The sequence below is a fragment of the Pseudomonas sp. AIG genome (assembly GCF_977020205.1).
This window is the reverse complement of record NZ_CDROCK010000034.1, coordinates 23,577-44,068: the sequence shown is the minus strand read 5'-3', so window position 1 is coordinate 44,068 and position 20,492 is coordinate 23,577. Positions and strand designations below refer to the sequence as shown.

The 20,492-nt window shown below is 59.3% G+C and carries 16 protein-coding genes; 8 read left to right on the top strand and 8 right to left on the bottom strand.

What is annotated here, in order from left to right; all coding sequences use genetic code 11:
* Positions 1 to 597 (top strand): MarC family protein, encoded by a 597-nt coding sequence (locus ACWR1S_RS19320; protein WP_454564617.1) that lies wholly within the window; start codon positions 1 to 3, stop codon positions 595 to 597.
* 89 nt (positions 598 to 686) lie between these two features.
* Here ACWR1S_RS19320 and ACWR1S_RS19315 read toward each other — a convergent pair whose 3' ends face one another.
* The 8 genes from ACWR1S_RS19315 to cobG form a co-directional block, all read right to left on the bottom strand.
* A complete protein-coding gene (locus tag ACWR1S_RS19315; protein ID WP_454564616.1) occupies positions 687 to 1,370 on the bottom strand; it encodes a hypothetical protein in 684 nt (227 codons plus the stop codon).
* 50 nt (positions 1,371 to 1,420) lie between these two features.
* A complete protein-coding gene (locus ACWR1S_RS19310) occupies positions 1,421 to 2,239 on the bottom strand; it encodes a hypothetical protein (protein WP_454564615.1) in 819 nt (272 codons plus the stop codon).
* A 113-nt stretch (positions 2,240 to 2,352) separates the two neighbouring features.
* Positions 2,353 to 3,135, bottom strand: coding sequence for a hypothetical protein (locus ACWR1S_RS19305; RefSeq protein WP_454564614.1), 783 nt, complete (start codon positions 3,133 to 3,135; stop codon positions 2,353 to 2,355).
* Positions 3,136 to 3,445: 310 nt separating this feature from the next.
* On the bottom strand, positions 3,446 to 10,309 hold the full coding sequence (locus tag ACWR1S_RS19300; protein WP_454564613.1) for a TcdA/TcdB pore-forming domain-containing protein: 6,864 nt from the start codon (positions 10,307 to 10,309) through the stop codon (positions 3,446 to 3,448).
* A 589-nt stretch (positions 10,310 to 10,898) separates the two neighbouring features.
* A complete protein-coding gene (gene cobJ / locus ACWR1S_RS19295; RefSeq protein ID WP_454564612.1) occupies positions 10,899 to 12,599 on the bottom strand; it encodes a precorrin-3B C(17)-methyltransferase in 1,701 nt (566 codons plus the stop codon).
* Complete coding sequence (locus ACWR1S_RS19290; RefSeq protein ID WP_370872600.1) at positions 12,599 to 13,333, bottom strand: precorrin-2 C(20)-methyltransferase; 735 nt, start codon at positions 13,331 to 13,333, stop codon at positions 12,599 to 12,601. Before ACWR1S_RS19290 ends, cobJ begins: the two co-directional genes overlap by 1 nt.
* A complete protein-coding gene (locus tag ACWR1S_RS19285) occupies positions 13,330 to 13,956 on the bottom strand; it encodes a precorrin-8X methylmutase (RefSeq protein ID WP_454564611.1) in 627 nt (208 codons plus the stop codon). Before ACWR1S_RS19285 ends, ACWR1S_RS19290 begins: the two co-directional genes overlap by 4 nt.
* Positions 13,949 to 15,247 carry a precorrin-3B synthase gene (cobG, locus tag ACWR1S_RS19280; RefSeq protein WP_454564610.1) on the bottom strand — a complete coding sequence of 433 codons (1,299 nt, stop codon included), beginning with the start codon at positions 15,245 to 15,247 and terminating at the stop codon, positions 13,949 to 13,951. The genes ACWR1S_RS19285 and cobG overlap by 8 nt, the downstream gene beginning before the upstream one ends.
* 132 nt (positions 15,248 to 15,379) lie before the next feature.
* On the opposite strand from cobG, the gene cbiE reads away from it, so the two are divergent.
* The 7 genes from cbiE to ACWR1S_RS19245 all read left to right on the top strand — a co-directional run bounded on the left by cbiE (position 15,380) and on the right by ACWR1S_RS19245 (position 20,440).
* Positions 15,380 to 16,591, top strand: coding sequence for a precorrin-6y C5,15-methyltransferase (decarboxylating) subunit CbiE (cbiE, locus tag ACWR1S_RS19275; RefSeq protein ID WP_454564609.1), 1,212 nt, complete (start codon positions 15,380 to 15,382; stop codon positions 16,589 to 16,591).
* Complete coding sequence (locus ACWR1S_RS19270) at positions 16,584 to 17,681, top strand: cobalt-precorrin-5B (C(1))-methyltransferase (RefSeq protein WP_454564608.1); 1,098 nt, start codon at positions 16,584 to 16,586, stop codon at positions 17,679 to 17,681. Before cbiE ends, ACWR1S_RS19270 begins: the two co-directional genes overlap by 8 nt.
* Complete coding sequence (locus ACWR1S_RS19265) at positions 17,678 to 18,406, top strand: cobalt-precorrin-6A reductase (RefSeq protein ID WP_454564607.1); 729 nt, start codon at positions 17,678 to 17,680, stop codon at positions 18,404 to 18,406. Before ACWR1S_RS19270 ends, ACWR1S_RS19265 begins: the two co-directional genes overlap by 4 nt.
* Positions 18,407 to 18,686: 280 nt before the next feature.
* The gene (locus tag ACWR1S_RS19260) at positions 18,687 to 18,998 is read left to right on the top strand and encodes a hypothetical protein (protein ID WP_454564606.1); all 312 of its coding nucleotides are present in this window, start codon (positions 18,687 to 18,689) and stop codon (positions 18,996 to 18,998) included.
* 47 nt (positions 18,999 to 19,045) lie between these two features.
* The gene (locus ACWR1S_RS19255; RefSeq protein ID WP_454564605.1) at positions 19,046 to 19,444 is read left to right on the top strand and encodes a DUF2946 domain-containing protein; all 399 of its coding nucleotides are present in this window, start codon (positions 19,046 to 19,048) and stop codon (positions 19,442 to 19,444) included.
* 48 nt (positions 19,445 to 19,492) lie between these two features.
* Complete coding sequence (locus ACWR1S_RS19250) at positions 19,493 to 19,972, top strand: copper chaperone PCu(A)C (RefSeq protein ID WP_454564604.1); 480 nt, start codon at positions 19,493 to 19,495, stop codon at positions 19,970 to 19,972.
* Positions 19,973 to 19,993: 21 nt separating this feature from the next.
* Positions 19,994 to 20,440, top strand: coding sequence for a DUF2946 domain-containing protein (locus ACWR1S_RS19245; protein ID WP_454564603.1), 447 nt, complete (start codon positions 19,994 to 19,996; stop codon positions 20,438 to 20,440).
* The last annotated feature ends 52 nt before the right edge of the window (positions 20,441 to 20,492 follow it).

Genomic DNA, 20,492 nt, shown 5'->3' with positions numbered 1-20,492 from the left:
ATGCTCCATGTGTTGTTCAGCGTTTACCTGAAGATGCTGGTGCTCTACAGCCCGTTCTTCGTGCTCTCCTGCTTTATCAGCCTGACCCGCGGTTATTCGCGCAAGGAACAAAGGCGTTTGGCGTGGAAAGTCGCGGTGGCGACGCTGGTCTCCAGCGTCTTGCTGTATCTGTTCGGGCGGGTGATTTTCGATGTGTTCGGCATTACCGTGGATGCGTTCCGGATCGGTGCCGGCAGCGTGCTGTTCATTTCGGCGCTGGGCATGGCGCAGGGCAAACCGGCGGTGCAGGCCGACAATGTGCAGCAGGACGTCACCATTGTGCCGCTGACCATTCCGCTGACTGTCGGCCCGGGCACCATCGGTGCCTTGTTGGTGATGGGGGTCAGCCAGCCGCATTGGGACGACAAACTCACTGCGATCATGAGTATCGTATTAGCCAGCTTCACAGTCGGAATCGTGCTTTATCTGTCAAACCGGATTGAACAGATTCTGGGGGATCAGGGTTTGCAGATAGTGAGTAGATTGATGGGGTTGTTCGTCTGCGCACTGGCTGCGCAGATCATATTTACTGGAATAAAGGGTTACCTGGTGCCCTGAGTGCCACGAAGTATTTGATACCCCCAGACGTGAAAGCCGGAAGTTTTCTATACCGCTGACCATTTATAACCAATATTCAATCGAGCGGTTTAGACAAACCGCTCGATTTCCAAGGTCTCTCTTCCGTCGAGCGTTCTGAGCACCATGGCTCTTTTGGAATCGGCATAGTCCTCATCCAGTTGCGCGACAAAGTACGCTGCATGAATACTTTCAACCATCTCACCCAATGTGAATTCCTGCCGCAAAAAGCAGGGTTCGACAGGTTGGCGCGTTGCGATGTTAAGTATCACGCATTTCACCGTGGATTTATCGTCAACGACGCCGACCTGGACTCGGACACGATTGACGATCCCTTCTCCTTCCAAGACCGGCGAAACCGATTCAACTGCACGCTGCCTGAATAAAATCGATGCTTTGCTGTCGGCGTCCAATTGCGAAAAATCCTGCATCAGCCGTTCCAGCAGACACTTTTCCTCAGCCGATAAAGCTTCTGACAATGCAGCACAAACCATCTCTGCTAGCGTCAGGGATTTATCGAGCGAGGTTGAAAACCCCTCATAACTGAGCCATCCCGATAGTTTATAGAGGCAAAAACGCTGAACTTGTGAGTAGCGTTCATTCCAGGCTTTGTAGTCTGCAAAAAACGGAAACTTGTTATTGCACGACAACTGCATGTAAACAGATGAGGACAGAATATCTTTCAGATGTTCATCAGGTAGCGATGTGGCGCATGCCAACAGGCATCCGGCGTTGGCATATCCATGATATTTCATACTTTATCAATCCATGAAGAGGCCAGGCGCCAAGCGCCTGGCCTGTAAAATCAGAAACCGTATTCCATTTCCAGAGCAGCGTCGATCGCTTCGTAGAAGCGATTGGCTGCCGCTTCTTTCTTCGCGGTGAAGTCTTCGTCGGGGTACATGGTAAATACGCCATGCCCTTTGATCACACTGGAAGAAGAAGCGGTTTTGTCGAAGAACGCAATATGGGTGCTGCCGGATTTAATGCTGTAGCTAATCGCACCTACGGTAAGGTAAATATCATCGTCTTTGCTTTCGGCCGCGCTCATCACGCCGAAGTTCGAACCACCGGCCTTCTTGCCATTTTTCTCATAAAGCTTCAGAGCTTCCGCGTTACCTTCGAGGCCTTTGATGGCCGCGTCTGCACCCAGCTTCATCACTTCGCCAATAGTGCCAACTCCCGCTGCACCCAGTGCAGCCTTGGCGATATCGACAATCAGATTTGACATGGTCACGCCACTGGCGACGGTGTCCTCAGAGACCTCAGGCTTACCGAAATGTGTCCAGCCCATGGCATTCAAACCCTGGAGCATGTAGGACAGACGCTTGGCTGCATCTGCTTTGTTCGGGTACTTGATCTGCGCAGACAAATCAGCAAACAGAAACGTACGCTTGATAATGGTCTTATGGCGACGCTTCATACCTTCAGGAAAGGCGATCATCGTCGAGTTAAGTACCGCGTTACTCAGGGCATCCTTGTCTGGCAGGTCCAATTTGAATGCCCGAGCGAAAGGCATGATCGAACGTGAACCATTCAGAACAGCAATGCTTTCCTTACAGCAGGTTTCGATAAACGCGAGACTTTCCGCTTCATTCATCTTTACAACCATTACATCATTCATTTCTATATCCCTATATTTATACAAAAGCCGTTGCGGCTTGAACGACAAACTAACCAAACGCCAAATTCACTTCAACAGAAAGAACATTACAACAAGTAAACTTGTGCCACACTTCACACACCAATCAATTCCAGCCGCAAGTCGATTTCCCTCATGTCATCTTCTTCAATAATCTCCTCTACTTCGGTACGAACTTGTGCGTAGGCGTTTCTGTCCAGAAAAAAGCTAAGATAGTTATGACGCAGTACAACCTCACCCGAGCGCCAGTGACAGAAAAGGAAATTCTCCACTTGGCGCGTGGCATTCAATCGCGAATGATTCAAGACCAGTGTGATTCGTCCTTTATCGTCGCGTCCGGACGGCATTGTTTGAAACGACTGCCCCCAGAGACTTTCCTTCGCATAAGAGGCTAATCCCGCTTTATGGTTTTTCAGTGCGGCAAAGGCAGCCAGCGTATTATCCAGCATCGGCTCGTTGCCCAGTGCCCTGACAACATCGACCATCTTGCTGGAGATATCGCCGGAAAAATCCTCGTACTTTTTTTCGCCGGGCTTGCGATCCGAGTACCAACCCATATAATTCAGGGCCTTGGCATATATATCCAGCCACGCTGCAAGGTCGAGTTTTTCGTCTTTGTACTTATTACTCAGAATCTGAGCAAGCCTCACACTATTTCTTATTTCACGTTTCTCATCCCGGCTCAGTCCCTCCATGTAATTCAGTAGCGTATCACCCAGCAATATTGCATTTTGACTGCCACCGCCCCCAAGCGCCAAGTGACTTTTAACGGAAAACACGCGACGCGTGGTTTTCGGCGCAGGCGTGAGCAATTTAATTTCACGAATAAACCTCAAGCGTTCAGCGAGCGGTGGAATGACACTAACGTCTACACTCATCTTGATTCCTTTTTGATTGCGATATTTCAATGTTCTGCCATTACTTTAATCCAAGTAAAATCGACAGATAGCAAACACCATAAAACAGCGTAACTTGGAAATCACAGAAAAAACACACCAACATATTTAACAAAACATTATCAAAAGCCCTGCTTACATCAGCAGCGTCAAAATTGACTTGTGAAGACATACAGATTTCTATCGTCCATGCGAGAGGCGTCCAGACAATATCCGATAGGCGACAGCCCGTTCTTAGTGCAAAAAAAAACGCCTCCAAAGAGGCGTTTTGCTTTTCGGTTGAATTCACCGGTCAGGGCAAATGATCAGCCAGCACCGCCAGGCTGGCAATTGCGTCATTGCCCTGCACGCTCGCAAAGGCCTTCAACCATTGTTCGAATGCGAACACGCACTCACAGCCAGCGATTTTGACAGCCAGTTCGCATGTACCCTGCTCCTCAATCCCGCGAACGATCAGACTGTGACCATTGTCCGGGTCGGCAAGTACCAGGTGGCCATCGACCCGCGACATCAGCCAATGCCCACACTCAGGCATATCCAGCACCAACAGGCCAGGTTCCGTCACCTGGTCCCCGGAAGGGCGCCGTACATCAACAACGATGCAATCCAGACGCTGCCAGGTTGCGGCCGATATCCGATAACCCTCTGTGTGCGAACCAAAGGTCAGAATCAACCTTTCGATATTGTCAGGAAGCAATGGCTGCACCTCGGTGAGGTCATCACTCACTTCCAGCACCATGACCTCCTCGTCACGGTGGGCGTAGCTACCCGGCAACCAGACGCCATCGACCGTTCCGGCGCTGAAGATCAATGGGTCAATCGGGTCGAACAGCAGCGGATTGGCCGCATCACGCGTACCGAGGAACGTCGGCCATTTTCCATCGTCCCGAGCAGACACCTCGAATAGTCGATCAAGCTTCGGCACGTAGTATTGGTAACGATTACCGGTATTTTCGACGGGAAGAAACGCGGCATGGTCCTGCCCGTCCAGCCGCTGTTTTAAACGCTCCTGCAATTGCGCAGGCGTCTGACCAGGGGCGTATGACCAGCGGTTTTCCATGCTGACAATTCGCGCCGGTTGCTGATCCTGCAGTTGCAGCGTCACACCCTCGCGGGTACGCCCGAGCAGCCCGTCGCCATGCGGCAGCACTTCGCAAAACGCCCACGACGCCCAGACTCGCTCGGCCTGCGGCAACGCTTGGCGATGCAGTAAGACGCTGCCGTTGCCGAACGCCGTGCGCATCTGCTCGAGGGGGACCAGCGTCTGGCGCCACAGCTGTCCGGAAGAAACATCAAACAGCCAAACGGCCTGCCGGTCGGGGGTCAGACCCAGCAACACAAGCTCGCGGTTGCCCATGGCGTCCATCAGCACAAGCTTTTCGTCAATACACCACACCGGCAGAAACGTCTGACCCACTTGGGCACGCAGGCCGATGATCGCAAACGCGGCGCGGCTGTATTCCTTGGCAAGCGCCGGTAATGCCGTCAGCCAATCGGGGTTTTGTTGCAGCCAACGCTGGCCCAGGCCGACAAACTTCAGCACAGGTCTATCAAGCTCGGACAGCCAGTTGTCGTCCTTGGCGCCGAGGTCGATTTCGAACAGTCGCCCATTGTCTTGGGTGGCCAGGAAGCTTTCGCCAATCCGCGTTACATCGATCACACCTTTGGCCAGCGCCTTGTGCCACAGCACGTTGTCACGCAGCTCGATGCCATGACTGAGCATTTGACTTTGCCGACTGTAAAACAGCAGCGCAGCGGCGGGATCAGAGGATCGAGGCGTCAGTAACACCCTGTCCGCGCCACTGTCGGCGCCAGCCCGGAAGTACCTGTCGTGATGCGCGGCAATCCATGCCCGCTCAAGCAGTTGATCGAAGGACCAGGCACGGGCGTGAATGTATGGCGCGTAGTTCCAGGTGCTGATCGGCGAAGCCATGCCGGGTGTCTCGTCCGTGTAGGGACGACGCTGTTTCTGACGATGGCGGAAAAACGCGATTCTCGAGCCCTCCTCGGGCTTGAGAAAAGAGTTTTCCAGACCGGGCGACCACAGGTGGATGTCCGTCAGGGTCACTTCGCGGTCGGTCAGATGAAACTCCAGCGTCGTGCGCACATTCATGGACTTTTGTTCTACCAACTGCTGCGAAACTCGCAGAGTGCCGTCCGCCAGTTGCCCAAAAGCGCTGATTTTCGTACCGGGTTCCACACTCAGTAACCGATAACGATGGACGACCAGGCCGGTGATCACATCGACCCGCCAGACCGTGGCATGGTCGGGATGATAAAACCACGCATGAGCAGCGTTGGCGGCGCCCAACATCAGGCCGTCGTTGACTTCGCGCGGCAGATCGCGCGCAAATAACAAACGTTTTTGAGCAATGTCGTAAAAGGCCGTTGTGCGCACAGCGTGGCTGGCCGGATTGAACGGCACCCTGAACCGGTGAAGCGTGACGTAACCCATGCCCAGGCGCCCCTCATGGTTTCGCTGGCGCAGATGGGCAAGGACATCACGCGCAACGGTTTTATCATCGTCGAGAGTGATGGAAACCAGGCGCAGCGCCTGACGCTGCCAGTCCAGTTGAAACAACTCTCCCCCGGCCAGTTCGATCAGCCCCTCGAATGCCGACAGCACGATACCGTCGACCGTTAGTTGACGCCCCGCCAGGTATGTCTGCGGGGCGCCGTCATCCAACATGGGTACGTCATCAAAGCAGACCTGCTCGATGCTGGCCCAAGGGGCATGCACCAGCCATTGGGTCGCTCCATTGAATTTCACGGTTTTCAGTCCCGGCGTCAGACGAAGCTGGCAGCGTTCTGACGGGGCGCTGATTTCGTAGGACAGCTTTTGCTGGCACTCCACCGGCAGGGTCGGCACCGCCAGTTGGCGTACCCGCTCGTCCAGCACCACGCTGATCGTTGTCGGTTTGTAGACCGGATGCAGTTTGTACAGGATGTGTTTGAAAGAGGGTGTGCTGTGCAGATAAAAACGCCGGTTACCCTGCTCATCGTATTCCAGCTTGTCCGCCGCACTGTTGCGCAATTGTGGATAGCGTGTGTGGATACGCTTATCGAGATGGGTCGTCAGCGTATCGCCCAGTGCCGTGAACGGATTGAAATAGGAGTACCAGTGTGGCTCAGGCATTTCACTGGCGTTGCGAGGCTCAACCCGCTCTCCCGGCAATGGCTCGTATACATAGCCCGCGCCTCCCAGTTGATATTCGTAGCCGTAATAGCAGAGCGGTGTGCAGGGCAGCACCACGGTATGCAGTGCAGCAGTCCCTTGGACGTTCAGCGCTGTGCTCCCCGGGAGACCGAAAGCGTGCCGGATATTGAGGGAACGGTGTATCTGCTGCGGATCATCGTTGTATTGCGGCAACTCGAGTGCGCCGCCGCCCCACGGATAAAAGCGCTGACTGTCAAAGCGCACCCGCCGGTCCTGCAAATCCAGATGGGTGATGACGGCTTCCGGCGGGAACTGCAACACCCCGTCTTCGACAGTGAATGCGCCCGGTTTATAGGCGTTGTGGATTGCACGCAAATGATTGCCCACCGCTGTTGCCTTGTCGGCAATCTGCCCAAGATTGCTGGCGATGGCCGTGGCTCCGATGCCGATACCGAGCAACGGCACAGACAGAAAAGCCGCCGCTGCCCCTACCGTTCCGCCTGCCGCCAATGCCACAACATCCAGTCCCAACGCCACTGCGTTGAACGCCAGAGACGTGGAGAACCGCGAGCGCTGCTCGTGATTTTGCGCCAGTGACAGGTTGTGAATGTCGAAGCCGATGTTGACCAGCGAAAACGCAAAACCAACGCCCGTTGCCGCGCGACCGAGCACACCGCCGGACAACGACGACTGGCGCAAGAGCAGCGCCTGCTCACTGGCCACCACTTGCCGCACCAGGTTGATCATCTGCGCGGTATCGCTGAGTACACCAAAACCCAACTGCGCATAGCTGACATAAACCTGAACCTGCAACGCAATCGACAAGGCTGGCAACTGATCACCGGCCTGGTATTCGCGATGACGCATTTCGCTGATCAGCGTCTGGATCGCAAAGGCGAAACTCAAGCGACTGCCGCCATCCGCCTCCGCCGGACCACCGGGGTTGCCTGCCTTCACACTCTGCTGCAGATGCTGTTTGAGCTGAGTGAAGCGCGGATCGGCTGTGCTGACGGTGCGCGCTGGATGGCGATTCTGTGCATCGACCAACGTCAGCGAAAAGCCGCCGTCCGCCTGCGGTTTGAGCGTTTCCAGCAACGGCAAATATTCCCGCCCGAGCGAGTGTTCACTGCGTAACTGCTCCGTGGCCTGATCAAACGCCTGCGCCCAATAGCGCGCATCCACCTGTGCCAGGCTGGCCCCCATTCGCGCGTTTTCGCCGAGCGAACGCTGGCGCGCCACGGCCTGTTTTGCCCAGATCGGGACACTGCGTGAATCACTCGAAGGAATGCGCAAAAAACTGTCCAGACGCAAACCCGTCGATAGCTCGCGGGCCGCCATCGCCTGGGTGTTCAACTCGATCACGTTGAATCGCGCCCCGGCCATCTCGCCCACACCGTAGAGCCTGGCCAGTGCACTGTCGCCTGCACTCAGATAACGCTCAATGCCAAGTTTCACCTGCGCGCCTTCGGCGAACGCATAAATGGCAAAGTTCGGGTCGTAGAATCGATAGACGAATTGGCCTCCTGTCTGCACTTTGGCCACCAGCAAGGCATGATCGCCGGTGTCGAGCAACAGGACGGCAGCCGCACTTTTCGCCTCCAGTGTCGCAATGACCGAGCCCAGACTCTGCAAGCCGCGGGACTCACCAATAGCGCTGGTGGGCAAGGCCCGCAGTTCATTCAACGCACTGAGCAAAGCCTGTGAACTCGGTTCCTGATGGTTGACGTTGGCCGTGGCGACATGCCCCACCAATGTCCGCTCGGCCGACTCGCCGGCAGCCACCGCTGCGCCCATCAGCAACGCCAGCGGATAACACCGACGCCCAGGGTCACTGGCGGTGTGCATCAGCAAATCCTGTGACAGTTGCCGGGCCGAGGTCGCGCCGGACTCGAAGAACATCTCGCGCACCTGCGCACTGCGCTGAAGAATCCGCGAACGGTATTCACCTTGCGCCGTGCGCGTGATCTGCCCGATACGTTCGCCCCATTGGCGCAAGGTCAGTGGTTCAAACAGTGCCTGAACCTTGAGTGCGCGGGCCGTCAGGAGGCCATGCACCTGTCCACGCACCAGCGCGGCCTCGAAGGCGGGCGACTGCCGCTGACGCAGGGCTTTTTCAACCGCATCATAACGAGCGAAAGTACCGTCGCCGTCAGTGTCGACAGCGAGGTCGCGCACGGTTTGCCAGACGCTGGCAAAGCTCGCGTCGTCCAGACTTGTCGCCCCGAAAATCCCCCCCAGCATGACGCGCACTAACGGGCTGAGTTGCTCAAGCGGCAGGGAATCATGGGCAATGCGGCTGAACAGTTCGTTGAGGTTGCTTGAGGATTCGGCGCCATGGGAAATGGGCAGTTCACGCAAAGGTTGCGCAAGGATCAACTGACGATTATCGAAGCCGATGGAAAAGGGCTTGGTGAAGGTAATATCACCGCTGAGTTTGTCCCTCATGGCTCGCACAAAGGGTTCACCCAGATCATCCATCAATTGTTGCAGGACCGACGTCAGCAATACCGCTTTACCGCCGACTACGGGCCAGCCTTGTTTAAACGTCAGCGTCTGCTGCGGCTGAAGCAGATCCGCCAGTTGGCCGGTGTAGCGTGATTTGAGTTTGCCGGTTTTCCACTTTTCCTGTTCTTTGGCCAGCCATTGCTCGGCGTCGTCATTGACGGTCCAACCGGAGATCGCTTCCTCCTCGGTCTGCACGTTGTAACCCTCGGCCAGTCGCAAGCGCTCCTGAACCGTAATCTCGATGTGCGGCAGAAGGTGAGTCTCGACATAGTTTTTCAACCCGGTAACTGCCGCACCGGGCCCGGTAAGCGCAATGGTGCCGCGCGCTCCGACGCGAATGCCGTCACGGTAGTAACTTAAAATGGCCTCGCTCAACTTGCCCAGAAAATCCTGCTGCGTGCGCGTCAGTTGCCCCTGCTCGATTTTCTCGTTCATGACGTTTTCTATGACATCGAGCAATCGTTCAGTCTGTGACCACTCTACCGACGAAGCGATGGCCGACTGTTCAACCGCCTGGAGGCAGTCATAGTTGAACCGGATCAGTTGCATGACCGCGAGCGTCATCTCGCTTTGCGGCTGTGCCAGCAGATATGCGTTCATCTCTCGGCTGAATTGCGCCCCCATACGCAGACCATGCTGCGGGCTGTGGACTTCACGCGGTGCGACAAATATAGGCTCGACGCCGGGCTTGCTGCGGGCAAAGACCAGCAGTGCCTCCCGATGTTCGGCAGGCAATGCATCCGTGTGATCGCTGTAGCGCAGGCGATCGCGACCGGGCATCAACGTTTCATCATGATTGAGCAAAAGCTGCAAAACCCCCAGCCGTTGCTCGTCACTGAACCCGCTGATGTCGACACCGCCCAATCTGTCAGCCAGCGGCGGCAAGTAATCCATGTCACTGTAACGCCCGCCTTCGGCATATTCAGCCTGCAAGCGAACAACGTCACTTGCCGCCGCAAAGTTACCGCGCATTGATACTTCGCGTTGATAGACATCCTCTAGAAAGTGCCCGGCGAACTCCCGCCGAACATCACGCAACTGCAAGTCGCTGCCGGCCATTTGCTGATGGCTTTGCAAGCAGCGATGACGAAAGGCTTCCAGCGTCGTGCGGTCCTTGCCGTAGGCGCGCACCATCAGGTCGATCCGGGCCTGATCAGCTTTGCCTTGCCATTGCGGTTGTTGCAGGTACTCGAACATCTCGCGCTTCAATACACGCGCACGATCTTCGATCATCTTTGCAAGTTCACCGGGGTTGGTCACGGTATCCCCGCCAGACTCCATCGCAGCAACTCTGGCGCTGTCGGATATGACCCGATTCATTTCGAAAGCCAGTAACGCATCGCTGTCGTACCAGAGATTGAACTGGTAATTCTCGGCAGCCAGCACCTGACGCCAGATATTCATGTAATCGCGCTGGATATTGCCAACCTCACTGCCGCCCACCCAGACAAAATGCATGATTTTGGGTATCGGACTGGGCACGTCGCTGAGCATGTTTACAGTGCCTGCCAAACGGGCTGCGTAATCGCGCAATTGTTCTTCGACGGTATCGATTAACGCTATCGCGGGCGCTGAGTTGCGCTTTGCCAAACGTTCAAAATTTTCCAGAAAGAGTGTTACAACCTGCAGCTTTTCAGCAAGACTCGCGGCTTGGCCGGCCTGCTCGTAAAGCGCCGTCAACATTGCATATTCGGCAGAAGCGGAAAACGCCTTGAATGCGCGCTTTAGCGCAGAGTATTCATTGGCCGAAATAAAATTAAACTCGTCAACATATTGCTCCATGACACCCATCAGACTTCATCCTTTATTCGTTGAGAGAATCCTCGACGAAGTTAGTCTGCGCGCCGGACAACTTCAAAAAGCACAAAATTCAAATAGTTTCCCAGGAAACATCAAACAACAGACAAGTTGATTCCGCGCATGATTCGGTAATAAACAGGCGTATGACGAGTCGTTCGATAAACAAACGAAGCGGCGCTCCCAACGGATGCGCCACCCTGTTTTAAACCTAATCGTCCGATAATGAAGTTCGACTTGATATCTCGCCGAGGCAACTTATTTACAACTTGCCTCGGCTCGGCACTCAGGAAAGCGGCTTTTCACCGTACCAGCGCGGCGTGTAAACCCAATCACCGCCGCTGGCACGCGCAAATGTGCAGGTGGTGGACGAACCAATCAGCACCATGGTGCGCATGTCCACTTGCTCCGGGGTCAACGCGCCCAGTGTCGTGGTGCGTAGAGTCTGGCCGGGACGACCGATGTCGCGGCCCAACACCACCGGTGTTTGCGGCGTGCGATGCTGCGCGACAATCTCCAGCGCCCGGCCCAGTTGCCACGGACGTGCACGCGAGATCGGGTTGTAGAACGCCAACGCCAGATCCGCTTCAGCGGCCAGATCCAGACGCTTTTCGATGATCGACCAAGGCTTGAGGTTGTCCGACAGCGACATCACGCAGAAGTCATGGCCCAGCGGCGCTCCGGCCTGCGCGGCGGTGGCCAGCGAAGCGGAAACGCCCGGGAGGATTTCCAGATCAACGCTGTGCCACGCCGGATCCGTGGACTCGTGCAACGCTTCGAGCACCGCCGCCGCCATGGCGAACACTCCGGGATCGCCCGAGGACACGACAATCACCGAGCGCCCCTCGGCCGCCAGCCTGAAGGCGTGACGGGCGCGCTGCATCTCTTCGCGGTTGTCGGTGCAGTGCTGCACTTGATCGTCGCGAAACGGCCCGGCCATGCGTACGTAGGTTTCGTAACCGAGCACATCGGTCGCGCGGCCCAATTCGGCTTTTACCGCGGGCACCATCAGTTCGGCAGCGCCGGGGCCAAGGCCGATCACGGCGAGACGACCGCGTGGCCGGCCAATGCTGGAAACCTCCAAAGGCTGCTCGGCGACCGCGATTGCCATGCCGTGGCCAGCCACGACAGTCGCCGCAGGCACTGCGACACGCGCCAGGGTTTCGAGGTCGCGTTGTGCCGTGACAAAGCGCAGCGGCACACCCAACTCAAGCGCCGCTTCACGCAAAAGCGGCGAAGCCATTTGCGTCTCGCTGGCCAGCAGACAGGCCAGCGACTGCACGGCGATTAGCGCCTGCTGCAACGCGCTGCGAACGGCATCCGCCAGGTCCACTGTCTCGGCACACACCGCCACCGCCACGCTGCGTGGATAGATCATTAACTCACTTGCACTCACCTCACGCGCGGCACTGCCGACATGAATCGAGCGCTGTGCCTGCGGATCTTCCGGCAATTGCGCCTGATCCAGCCACGGCGCCGCGCCTTCGATGCGCACGCTGTGCCCGGCCAACAGATCGGAAACAAACCGCTTGCCCAGTTCCAGATCGCCCAGCGCATAACCCCTCGGTGGATTGAGCAGGCACGTGCCAAAACGCAACTCGCCGCTGGTGGTGATCGCTGCGGCGACTTGCAGCCCGGCAGCGATGTCCCGCGCCATGACATTCACCCCGCCGAGGCCGCCCAACAGCGGCACCACGGCGCTGCCGTCTTCGGCCACGGCGAGCACTGCCGGTTCGGCGCCCTTTTCCAGCAACAGCGGCGCCAGCGTGCGGATGACGATGCCGGCCGCGCACAGGGCAATGATCGGCGTGTCCTGTTGATACAACGCGCGCAGGGTCGCGCCGAATTCCTGATAGGTGCAATCGGCGCCGTCGACGCGCCCGGCGAGGCCATGGATCTGCGCCGCCGGGTAGACCTGCTGAATGCGCCGCGCGGTGGCCAGGCTGCCCTGACCGAGAATGACGATGGCGGGGGTGGTTTGAGTCATCAGCCTTGCCACCGTTCGCCCGGCACGATGATCAGCGAGAAGTACGGCGAGGACATCGGCTCGACCTGATCCATCGGCACAATCTTCTGATTGGCCATGGTTGCGCGCTCGACATACAGCGCGCGTTCGGCCAGACCGAGTTCTTCCAGCACCTGACGCACTTTCGGGAAGTTGCGCCCCAGCTTCATGATCACCGCCGCGTCGGCATCGGCCAGTCGGCGTTTCAATTCTTCATGGGGCAACACGCCGGAAAGCACCGACAGACTCTGATTGCGATACACCAACGGCGCGCCCAGCACCGAAGCGCCACCGAGCATCGAGCAGACGCCCGGCACCACTTGGGCTTCATAACGAGTGGCGAGGCGATCGTGCAGATACATGTAGGAACCATAGAAGAACGGATCACCTTCACAGATCACCGCGACATCGCGACCGGCATCCAGATGTGCCGCGACCGTCTCGGCAGCTTCGTCGTAGAAGTCGCTGATGACTTGCTCATAGGAAAGCGGCGCCGGCAGTGCTTCGGTGGTCACCGGGTAAACCAGCGGCAGCAGGTTCTGCGCTTCTTGCAGGTGCGCCTCGATGATGCCAAAGGCATTGCCCTTTTTGCCCTTGGCAACGAAGTACGCGACCACCGGCGACTCACGCAGCAAACGCAGGGCCTTGACGGTAATCAGTTCCGGATCACCGGGGCCGACGCCCAGGCCAATCAAACGTCCTTTGGCCTGCATCATTCGATCTCCGTAGCGAGGGCGTTAACGGCGGCGGCGGCCATGGCGCTGCCACCGAGGCGACCTTGCATGATCACGAACGGCACGCCACGGCTGTCAGCGGCCAGGGCGGCTTTCGATTCCGCAGCACCGACGAAACCCACCGGGAAGCCGAGGATCAGCGCCGGTTTCGGTGCGCCGGCGTCGAGCATTTCCAGCAGGTAGAACAGGGCCGTCGGCGCGTTGCCGATCACCACCACGCTGCCTTCCAGGTGTGGACGCCACAGTTCCAGTGCGGCGGCGGAGCGGGTATTGCCCAACTCGCGCGCCAGTTCCGGCACGCTCTCGTCGCGCAAGGTGCAAATCACTTCGTTATTGGCCGGCAGGCGCGCACGGGTCACGCCTTCGGAGACCATTCGCGCATCACACAGAATCGGCGCACCGGCGGCCAGCGCATCGCGCCCAGCCTTGCCCGCACCTGCGGAGAACTGCAGACCGTCGATCGCCTCGACCATGCCACAGGCGTGAATCACCCGCACCGCGAGTTTTTCCAGATCGGCCGGGATGCGCGCCAGATTGGCCTCGCTGCGAATGATCGCGAAGGAGTTGCGATAAATCTCCTGACCGTCGCGGATGTAATCAAGCATCAAAGGGGCTCCGAGAGCGGACGGCGAGCAGGGTCGCGGCCGCTTCAATAGTAAGGTTGCGAGCGTGCAGCGCGCCGAAACCCGGCAGCGTTGCATCGCGAAAATAGAGGTCGTAATGACCGGCACTGACGGCCAGCAACGTCACTGGGGCACAGTGGGCGGCGGCGCAGGAGCGCGAGCAGCCGCTGAGGTGGACGTTGAGGGCAGAGGGCAGCACGGTCGCCAGATGGCGGGCGTCCTGCTTGGTGTCGGCCAGGCCTTTGCCGCAACCATTGGAGCCGGTGCAGGCGATCAGGCGTGAGAGGGGTTCGGCAGCGCGGGTCAGCAGGTTCAGTTGCTCAAGACCTTCCAGCACTTGAGCGGCATCGCTGGTTTGCACATCAGGCAGCAGCAGGCTTTGCCAGGGTGTGAAGCGCAGGCTGCCATTGCCGAATCGGCGGGCCAATTGCGCGGCCCCGCGCAGCATCGCCGGATCGAGACGACCCAGCGCCGGCACCGCACCGATGTACACCCGGTCCGGTGTATTTTGCGGATGAACGCCGATGTGCAGATCGTCCGCAGCCGCCACGTGCTGCCAATGACTGATCGCCTCGATCGGCAAACGCGAGCGCAGTTGCTCGAGAAACGCCGAAAGAGGCAACTCGTCGAGCAAATGGCGCATGCGCGTCTGCTCGGGCCGCGCCGACTGAAGAAACAACTCCAGCACCGCCACCACCAGCGCATGACCGTGTTCCAGCGCCACCGCGCCGACCGCACGATCCGTCGGGCATCCGGCCAGACCGAACGCCAGCAACACGGCACCGTCACGCTCGAATGCTGACAACCACAGGTCATGGGGGTGTTCAAGCATCGCCAGCGCTTCGCCGCCATCCAGTTGCACAGCGAACTTGGCGCTCAACTCGTGGAAACGTGGATGGCTTTGCAAGGTGTCGAGGATCTGTTCGGCGAGAGGCCGGGTGTCGAAGTGCATCTGCCGATCGATGCCGGCAGCGGGGCTGAGCATCAGGTTGCGCACATCGTCACCGGCCGCCGTGCGCGGGCCGAGACCGGCGGCGAGCAAGCGGTCAATCAGCGCAGCGGACTGCGGGCCGATCCCGCGAATCTGCAGATTGGCCCGATTGGTTGCCTCAATGGCCCCGCCAGCAAACTGCTCGGCGGCCTCGGCCACCGCGTCAGCCTGATCGGCGCTGATCGAGCCGCCATTGAGCTTGATCCGGCAGATGCCGCCGTCCAGTGCCTGGACGATACGCAGCAACCCCGGGCAGGCCGAGGGGCGTAAAGCGGTGGACATCGGGCGTTCGTTCAAGGGGCTGACCGGCTGCGTGGGAAAAGCGCTTCGCGGGCGAAGGCGCGGTATTATGCCTGCTTTGTCCGCTGGCATGAAAAGACTGCCCGTCGGAACGGCGTGTTTAGAGGAATATAGATGTCACCCTGGCTGACGGTAGTGGGAATCGGTGAAGACGGCTTCAAGGGCCTGGGCAAAAACGCCCGGCGGGCCCTGCTGGGCGCTTCGCGGATCATCGGCGGCCAGCGCCAACTGGATTTGCTGCCGGTGTGTATTCGCGGTGAACGGCAATTGTGGCCCTGCCCGTTTTCTCTCGCGCCGGTGCTGGAGCAACGCGGCGAAGCGGTCTGCGTGCTGGCCAGTGGTGACCCGATGTTTTACGGCGTCGGCGCCAGCCTCGCCCGTCAGGTGCCGAACGAGGAGATGCTGATTTTGCCCGCACCGTCGTCGTGCTCGCTGGCCGCCGCGCGTCTCGGCTGGCCGTTGCAGGAGGTGGTGACGCTGTCGCTGGTGGCCCGACCGCTGGCGGCGCTCAATGCCCAGTTGTTCAGTGGCGTGCGGCTGTTGTTGCTGAGCAACGACGGTCAGAGTCCGGCGGCAGTCGCGGCGTTGCTGCGCGAGCGCGGTTTCGGTGGCAGTCGCATGAGCGTGCTGGAGCATCTGGGCGGTGACGCCGAGCGGCGCATCGACAGCAGCGCCGACGCTTGGGACGACGCGCCGATAGCCGACCTCAATGTCATCGCCATCGAATGCCTGGCCGACACACAGGCCCCGCGCCTGTCACGTCTGGCCGGGCTGCCCGACTCGGCCTTCCGGCATGACGGCCAACTGACCAAACGCGATGTGCGCGCCATCACCCTCGCCCGCCTCGCCCCGACACCCGGCGAACTGCTCTGGGATGTCGGCGCCGGCAGTGGCTCGATCGGCATCGAATGGATGCGCGCGCACCCGAGCTGCCGCACCTTGGCCATCGAAGCCGATAACGGCCGTCAGCAATTGATCGAGTACAACCGCGATGCGCTGGGTGTGCCCGGTCTGCAACTGATTTGCGGCAAAGCCCCGCAGGCGCTGGCCGGGCTGGAGCGCCCGGACGCGATTTTCATCGGCGGCGGCGTGACCCGTGAGGGCGTGTTCGAAACCTGTTGGGAACGACTCAAACCCGGTGGCCGTCTGGTCGCCAACGCGGTGACCCTGCAAAGCGAAGTCACCCTGATGAGCTGGCGTGAACGTTACGGTGGCGAGCTGACGCGTATCCATGTTGCCCAGGCGCAGCCGCTCGGCGAGTTTGACACTTGGCGTCAGGCGTTGCCGATCACCCTGCTCGATCTGGTCAAACCCCTCGATGCGTGACGAAACCGCCGAACAACCCGCGCCCCTGCGCAGCGGCCTGACCACCGGCAGTTGCGCCACCGCCACCAGCCTTGCCGCCGCGCGTCTGTTGCTCGGCGGGCTGTCGGCGGATGCGGTGCAGATCGTGTTGCCCAAAGGCAAACAGGTGCAGATGCGTCTGGAGTTCTGTCGTTTGACCGATGACGGCGCCGAGGCCGGAACGATCAAGGATGCCGGCGACGATCCCGACGTGACCCACGGCGCCCTGCTCTATTCGCGGGTACGGCTAATGGCCGAACCGGGAATTCGTTTCAATGCCGGTGCCGGCGTAGGCACCGTGACTCGGCCGGGACTGGTGCTGGGTGTCGGCGAGCCGGCGATCAACCCGGTGCCACGCAAAATGATCAGCGACCACCTGACGCTGCTCGCCGCCGAGACCGGTTACGGCGGCGGCTTCGACGTCACCGTCAACGTCGAGGGCGGCGAAGCGCTGGCGTTGAAAACCATGAATCCGCGACTGGGCATTCTTGGTGGGCTGTCGATCCTCGGTACTAGCGGCATCGTCCGGCCATTTTCCTGCGCAGCCTACATTGCCTCGATCCATCAAGGCATCGACGTGGCGAAAACCAACGGTTATCTGCACATCGCTGCCTGCACCGGCAATGCCAGCGAAGACACCATGCGCCGGGTCTACGATCTGCCGGAAATCGCCCTGATCGAAATGGGCGACTTCGTCGGCGCCGTGCTCAAGCATCTGCGCAAAGTGCCTGTGGATAAACTCAGCCTGTGCGGCGGCTTCGGCAAGATCAGCAAACTGGCGGCCGGGCACATGGATCTGCATTCGCGGCATTCGAGTATCGACCTGCCGCAACTGGCGGAGTGGGCCGCCGCGATTGGCGCCGATGAGGCGTTGCAGCTAGGCATTCGTGAAGCCAATACCAGTCAGCAGGCGTTGGCGATGGCCAGTGCGGCGGGGATCGCGCTCGGCGATGAGGTCTGTCGACATGCGTTGAATTTCGCCCGCAGCGTGGTGCCGGCGCAGGTGCAGGTCGAGGTGTTTGCGATTGATCGTCAGGGCGGCATTGTCGGGCATGCCGGAGGTTTTGCATGAAGCGGATTCTGCTGCTGGGCGGCGTCACGGAAGCGCTGGCGATTGCCCGGACGCTCGGGCCGGAACATATCTATAGCTTGGCGGGCGTTGGCCGGGTACCGACGGATCTGACCTGTCAGGTGCGCGTCGGTGGCTACGGTGGCGCCGAAGGTCTGGCGCAGTTCATTCGCGACGAAGGCATCGACCTGCTGCTCGACGCCACGCATCCCTATGCCGCACAGATCAGCCAGAACGCTGCGAGCGCCGCACAACTGACCGGCATCCCTTGCTGGGCCCTGCGCCGTCCGGCCTGGCAGCCGCAGCCCGATGATGACTGGCGCGAAGTCAGCGACTGGGCCGAGTTGATCACTGCCCTCAAGCCGTTTCGCCGACCGCTGTTCACCCTCGGCCGCGAACCGCTGCAGCACCTTGATGAAATCCCTGCGGAGCAGTTCTGGACCTTGCGCGCCCTCGACGTCTACCCCGGCAACGAACGCTGCGAAGTGATCGGCGCGCGCGGGCCGTTTCTGCTGGAGGATGAGCGAGCGCTGTTCGAGCGACGGCAGATCGATGTGTTGATCAGCAAGAACAGCGGCAGCACCGCGACCGAGCCGAAGCTGGAAGTGGCGCGCGAGCGTGGGGTGCCGGTGATTGTGTTGAAGCGACCGGGGTTGCCGGGGGTTGATCGGGAGTTTGCCTCGGTCGACGCAATCCTCATGGCCCTTGCGCCCCTTAACCTTATCTAAAAACAAGCGCAGTTCTCACGGACGCCTTCGCGAGCAAGTCGAATCGTCGCACCGCCGCTTCCACAAGGTTCGCGACGTACACAGACTACGTGTTCGCCACCGACCACTGTGGGAGCGAGCAGGCTCGCTCCCACAATGTCACGGGCTCGGCCGGATATCTGACCTGAATCCTACAAACGCGCCGGACACTGCCCACAACAACTTAACGAATCACTGACTATCGGCATCCAGCGTCCACCTCTACGCTCAACGTCTTTGATTCCAAGGGCGTACATATCCAATGTCAGAAAAATTCTCCCGTTTCGACGTCAAGGATTACCTCAAAACGCCTGCCGATCTTAGCGAATACATCAAGGGTTGTGAGATCGAAGACTCGGGCGATGGGCAGCTCAACCGAGTAGCACTTCGAGACGTCAAGCAGACCATTCGTGCACGAATAGAAAGCGACTCGAATTTCGCCCAGGCAATGCGAATCGAAGCCGCTACACTCATTTATAACGGCGAAATCGAGCTGGGGCGCAGGCTTCTCAAGCTCTTGCAGGAAGCGCTGCGACACCAAACCGCACGACGCTTTTTTACTTATCGGCCCTGATCAGGCTAAATAGCCGCGCCTGATCGCCCACCCAATGGATCTGTCCCATGAACCGACACCGGCTAGCAATTGCCTGGATCGCCTGCTTTGCAGTGCTGTTCAACATGCTCGCCATGCCGATGACCGGGGCGATGGCGCAGGCGGCCAATTCACCGGCCGAGCAATTGCTCTGGAGCAGTTTCTGCACCGGCAGCGGGACCAAGATGGTAGCGATCAACATCGGCCCCATCGATCAAAAAACCCCGGCCAACGATACACATTCGAACATGCAGCATTGCTGGTGCTGCTCAGGCTCGGCGCCATTGGTGGCGCTGCCGGGGCATGCGCCGCAGCTGTATTTCGCCCGCTACGAAAGTAATCGCAGCGTGGCGCCCGCCTTGCTGCAAACACCGACTCCGCGCCAGCAATGGCCGAGTCTCAATCCCCGCGCTTCCCCTCTGGTTTGATTTGTTCGCGCAATTGACCTGCGTTTCAAATCGTTCTGGAGAACTGCCATGCTGAACAAACTCATCATCGTCGCTGCGCTGCTGTTGCCGACGTGCTTTGCCCATGCCCACGAATACAAGGCGGGCGAACTTGAGATCGCCCACCCGTGGTCGCAAGAGTTGCCGCCGAATGCGCCGACGGTCGCCGCCTATTTCATCATTCACAACGCCGGCAAGACGGACGATCGCCTGCTCAGCGTCGACTCGCCCATCGCCCCCGAAGCGCAACTGCACGAGCACGTCATGCAGGGCGATCTGATGAAGATGCAGCAAGTGCCGAGCGTGGCCATTCCGGCCGGCGGCAACGTGACCTTTGCGCCGATGGCCTATCACGTGATGCTGCTCAACCCGACCGATCGCAGCCTGCTCAGCGACGGCAAGCGCTTCCCGCTGACGCTGCATTTCGAGAAGGCCGGTGACGTCACCGTCGAAGTCTCGGTGCAGAAGAAACCGCCGGAAACCACGCAGGCCCACGCGCACGCTCAGTAAGCCTTCCGGCAGACTCCGCCCATGCGCCCGCTGAGCGCCAGGCCGCCACTGCAACGCCGTCAGACTCAACACCTGACTCGCGGCAGCTGGATCGCCCTGTTCGCCATGTTGATGATCTTCATCGGCCCACTGATTTCTCAGTCGATGCCGATGGATCAGCACGCCTCGACGTCCATGCCGATGAGCATGGACATGTCGATGGACATGCCGGGCATGGACCACAGCGGCCATGATGCACAACCGACGGCAGAACACTGCCCGCCGCAATCCTCGCACCACGTGCTCTGGGAAAAGTGCGGCTATTGCAGCCTGCTGTTCAATTGCCCGGCACTGACCGGTGGCGGCGATTTCGTCGCTTTCAATATCCCGCCGCTGAACACCTTCACCCCAGACTCGCCACGCCTGGGCCACGCCCGGCAGACCTTTTTCCCCGGCGCCCGCAGCCGCGCCCCGCCCGTCGCAACGTAAACACGCACCTTTGATTGCACACGGTTGAGAAGACAGCTTCACGCTGCCGGCC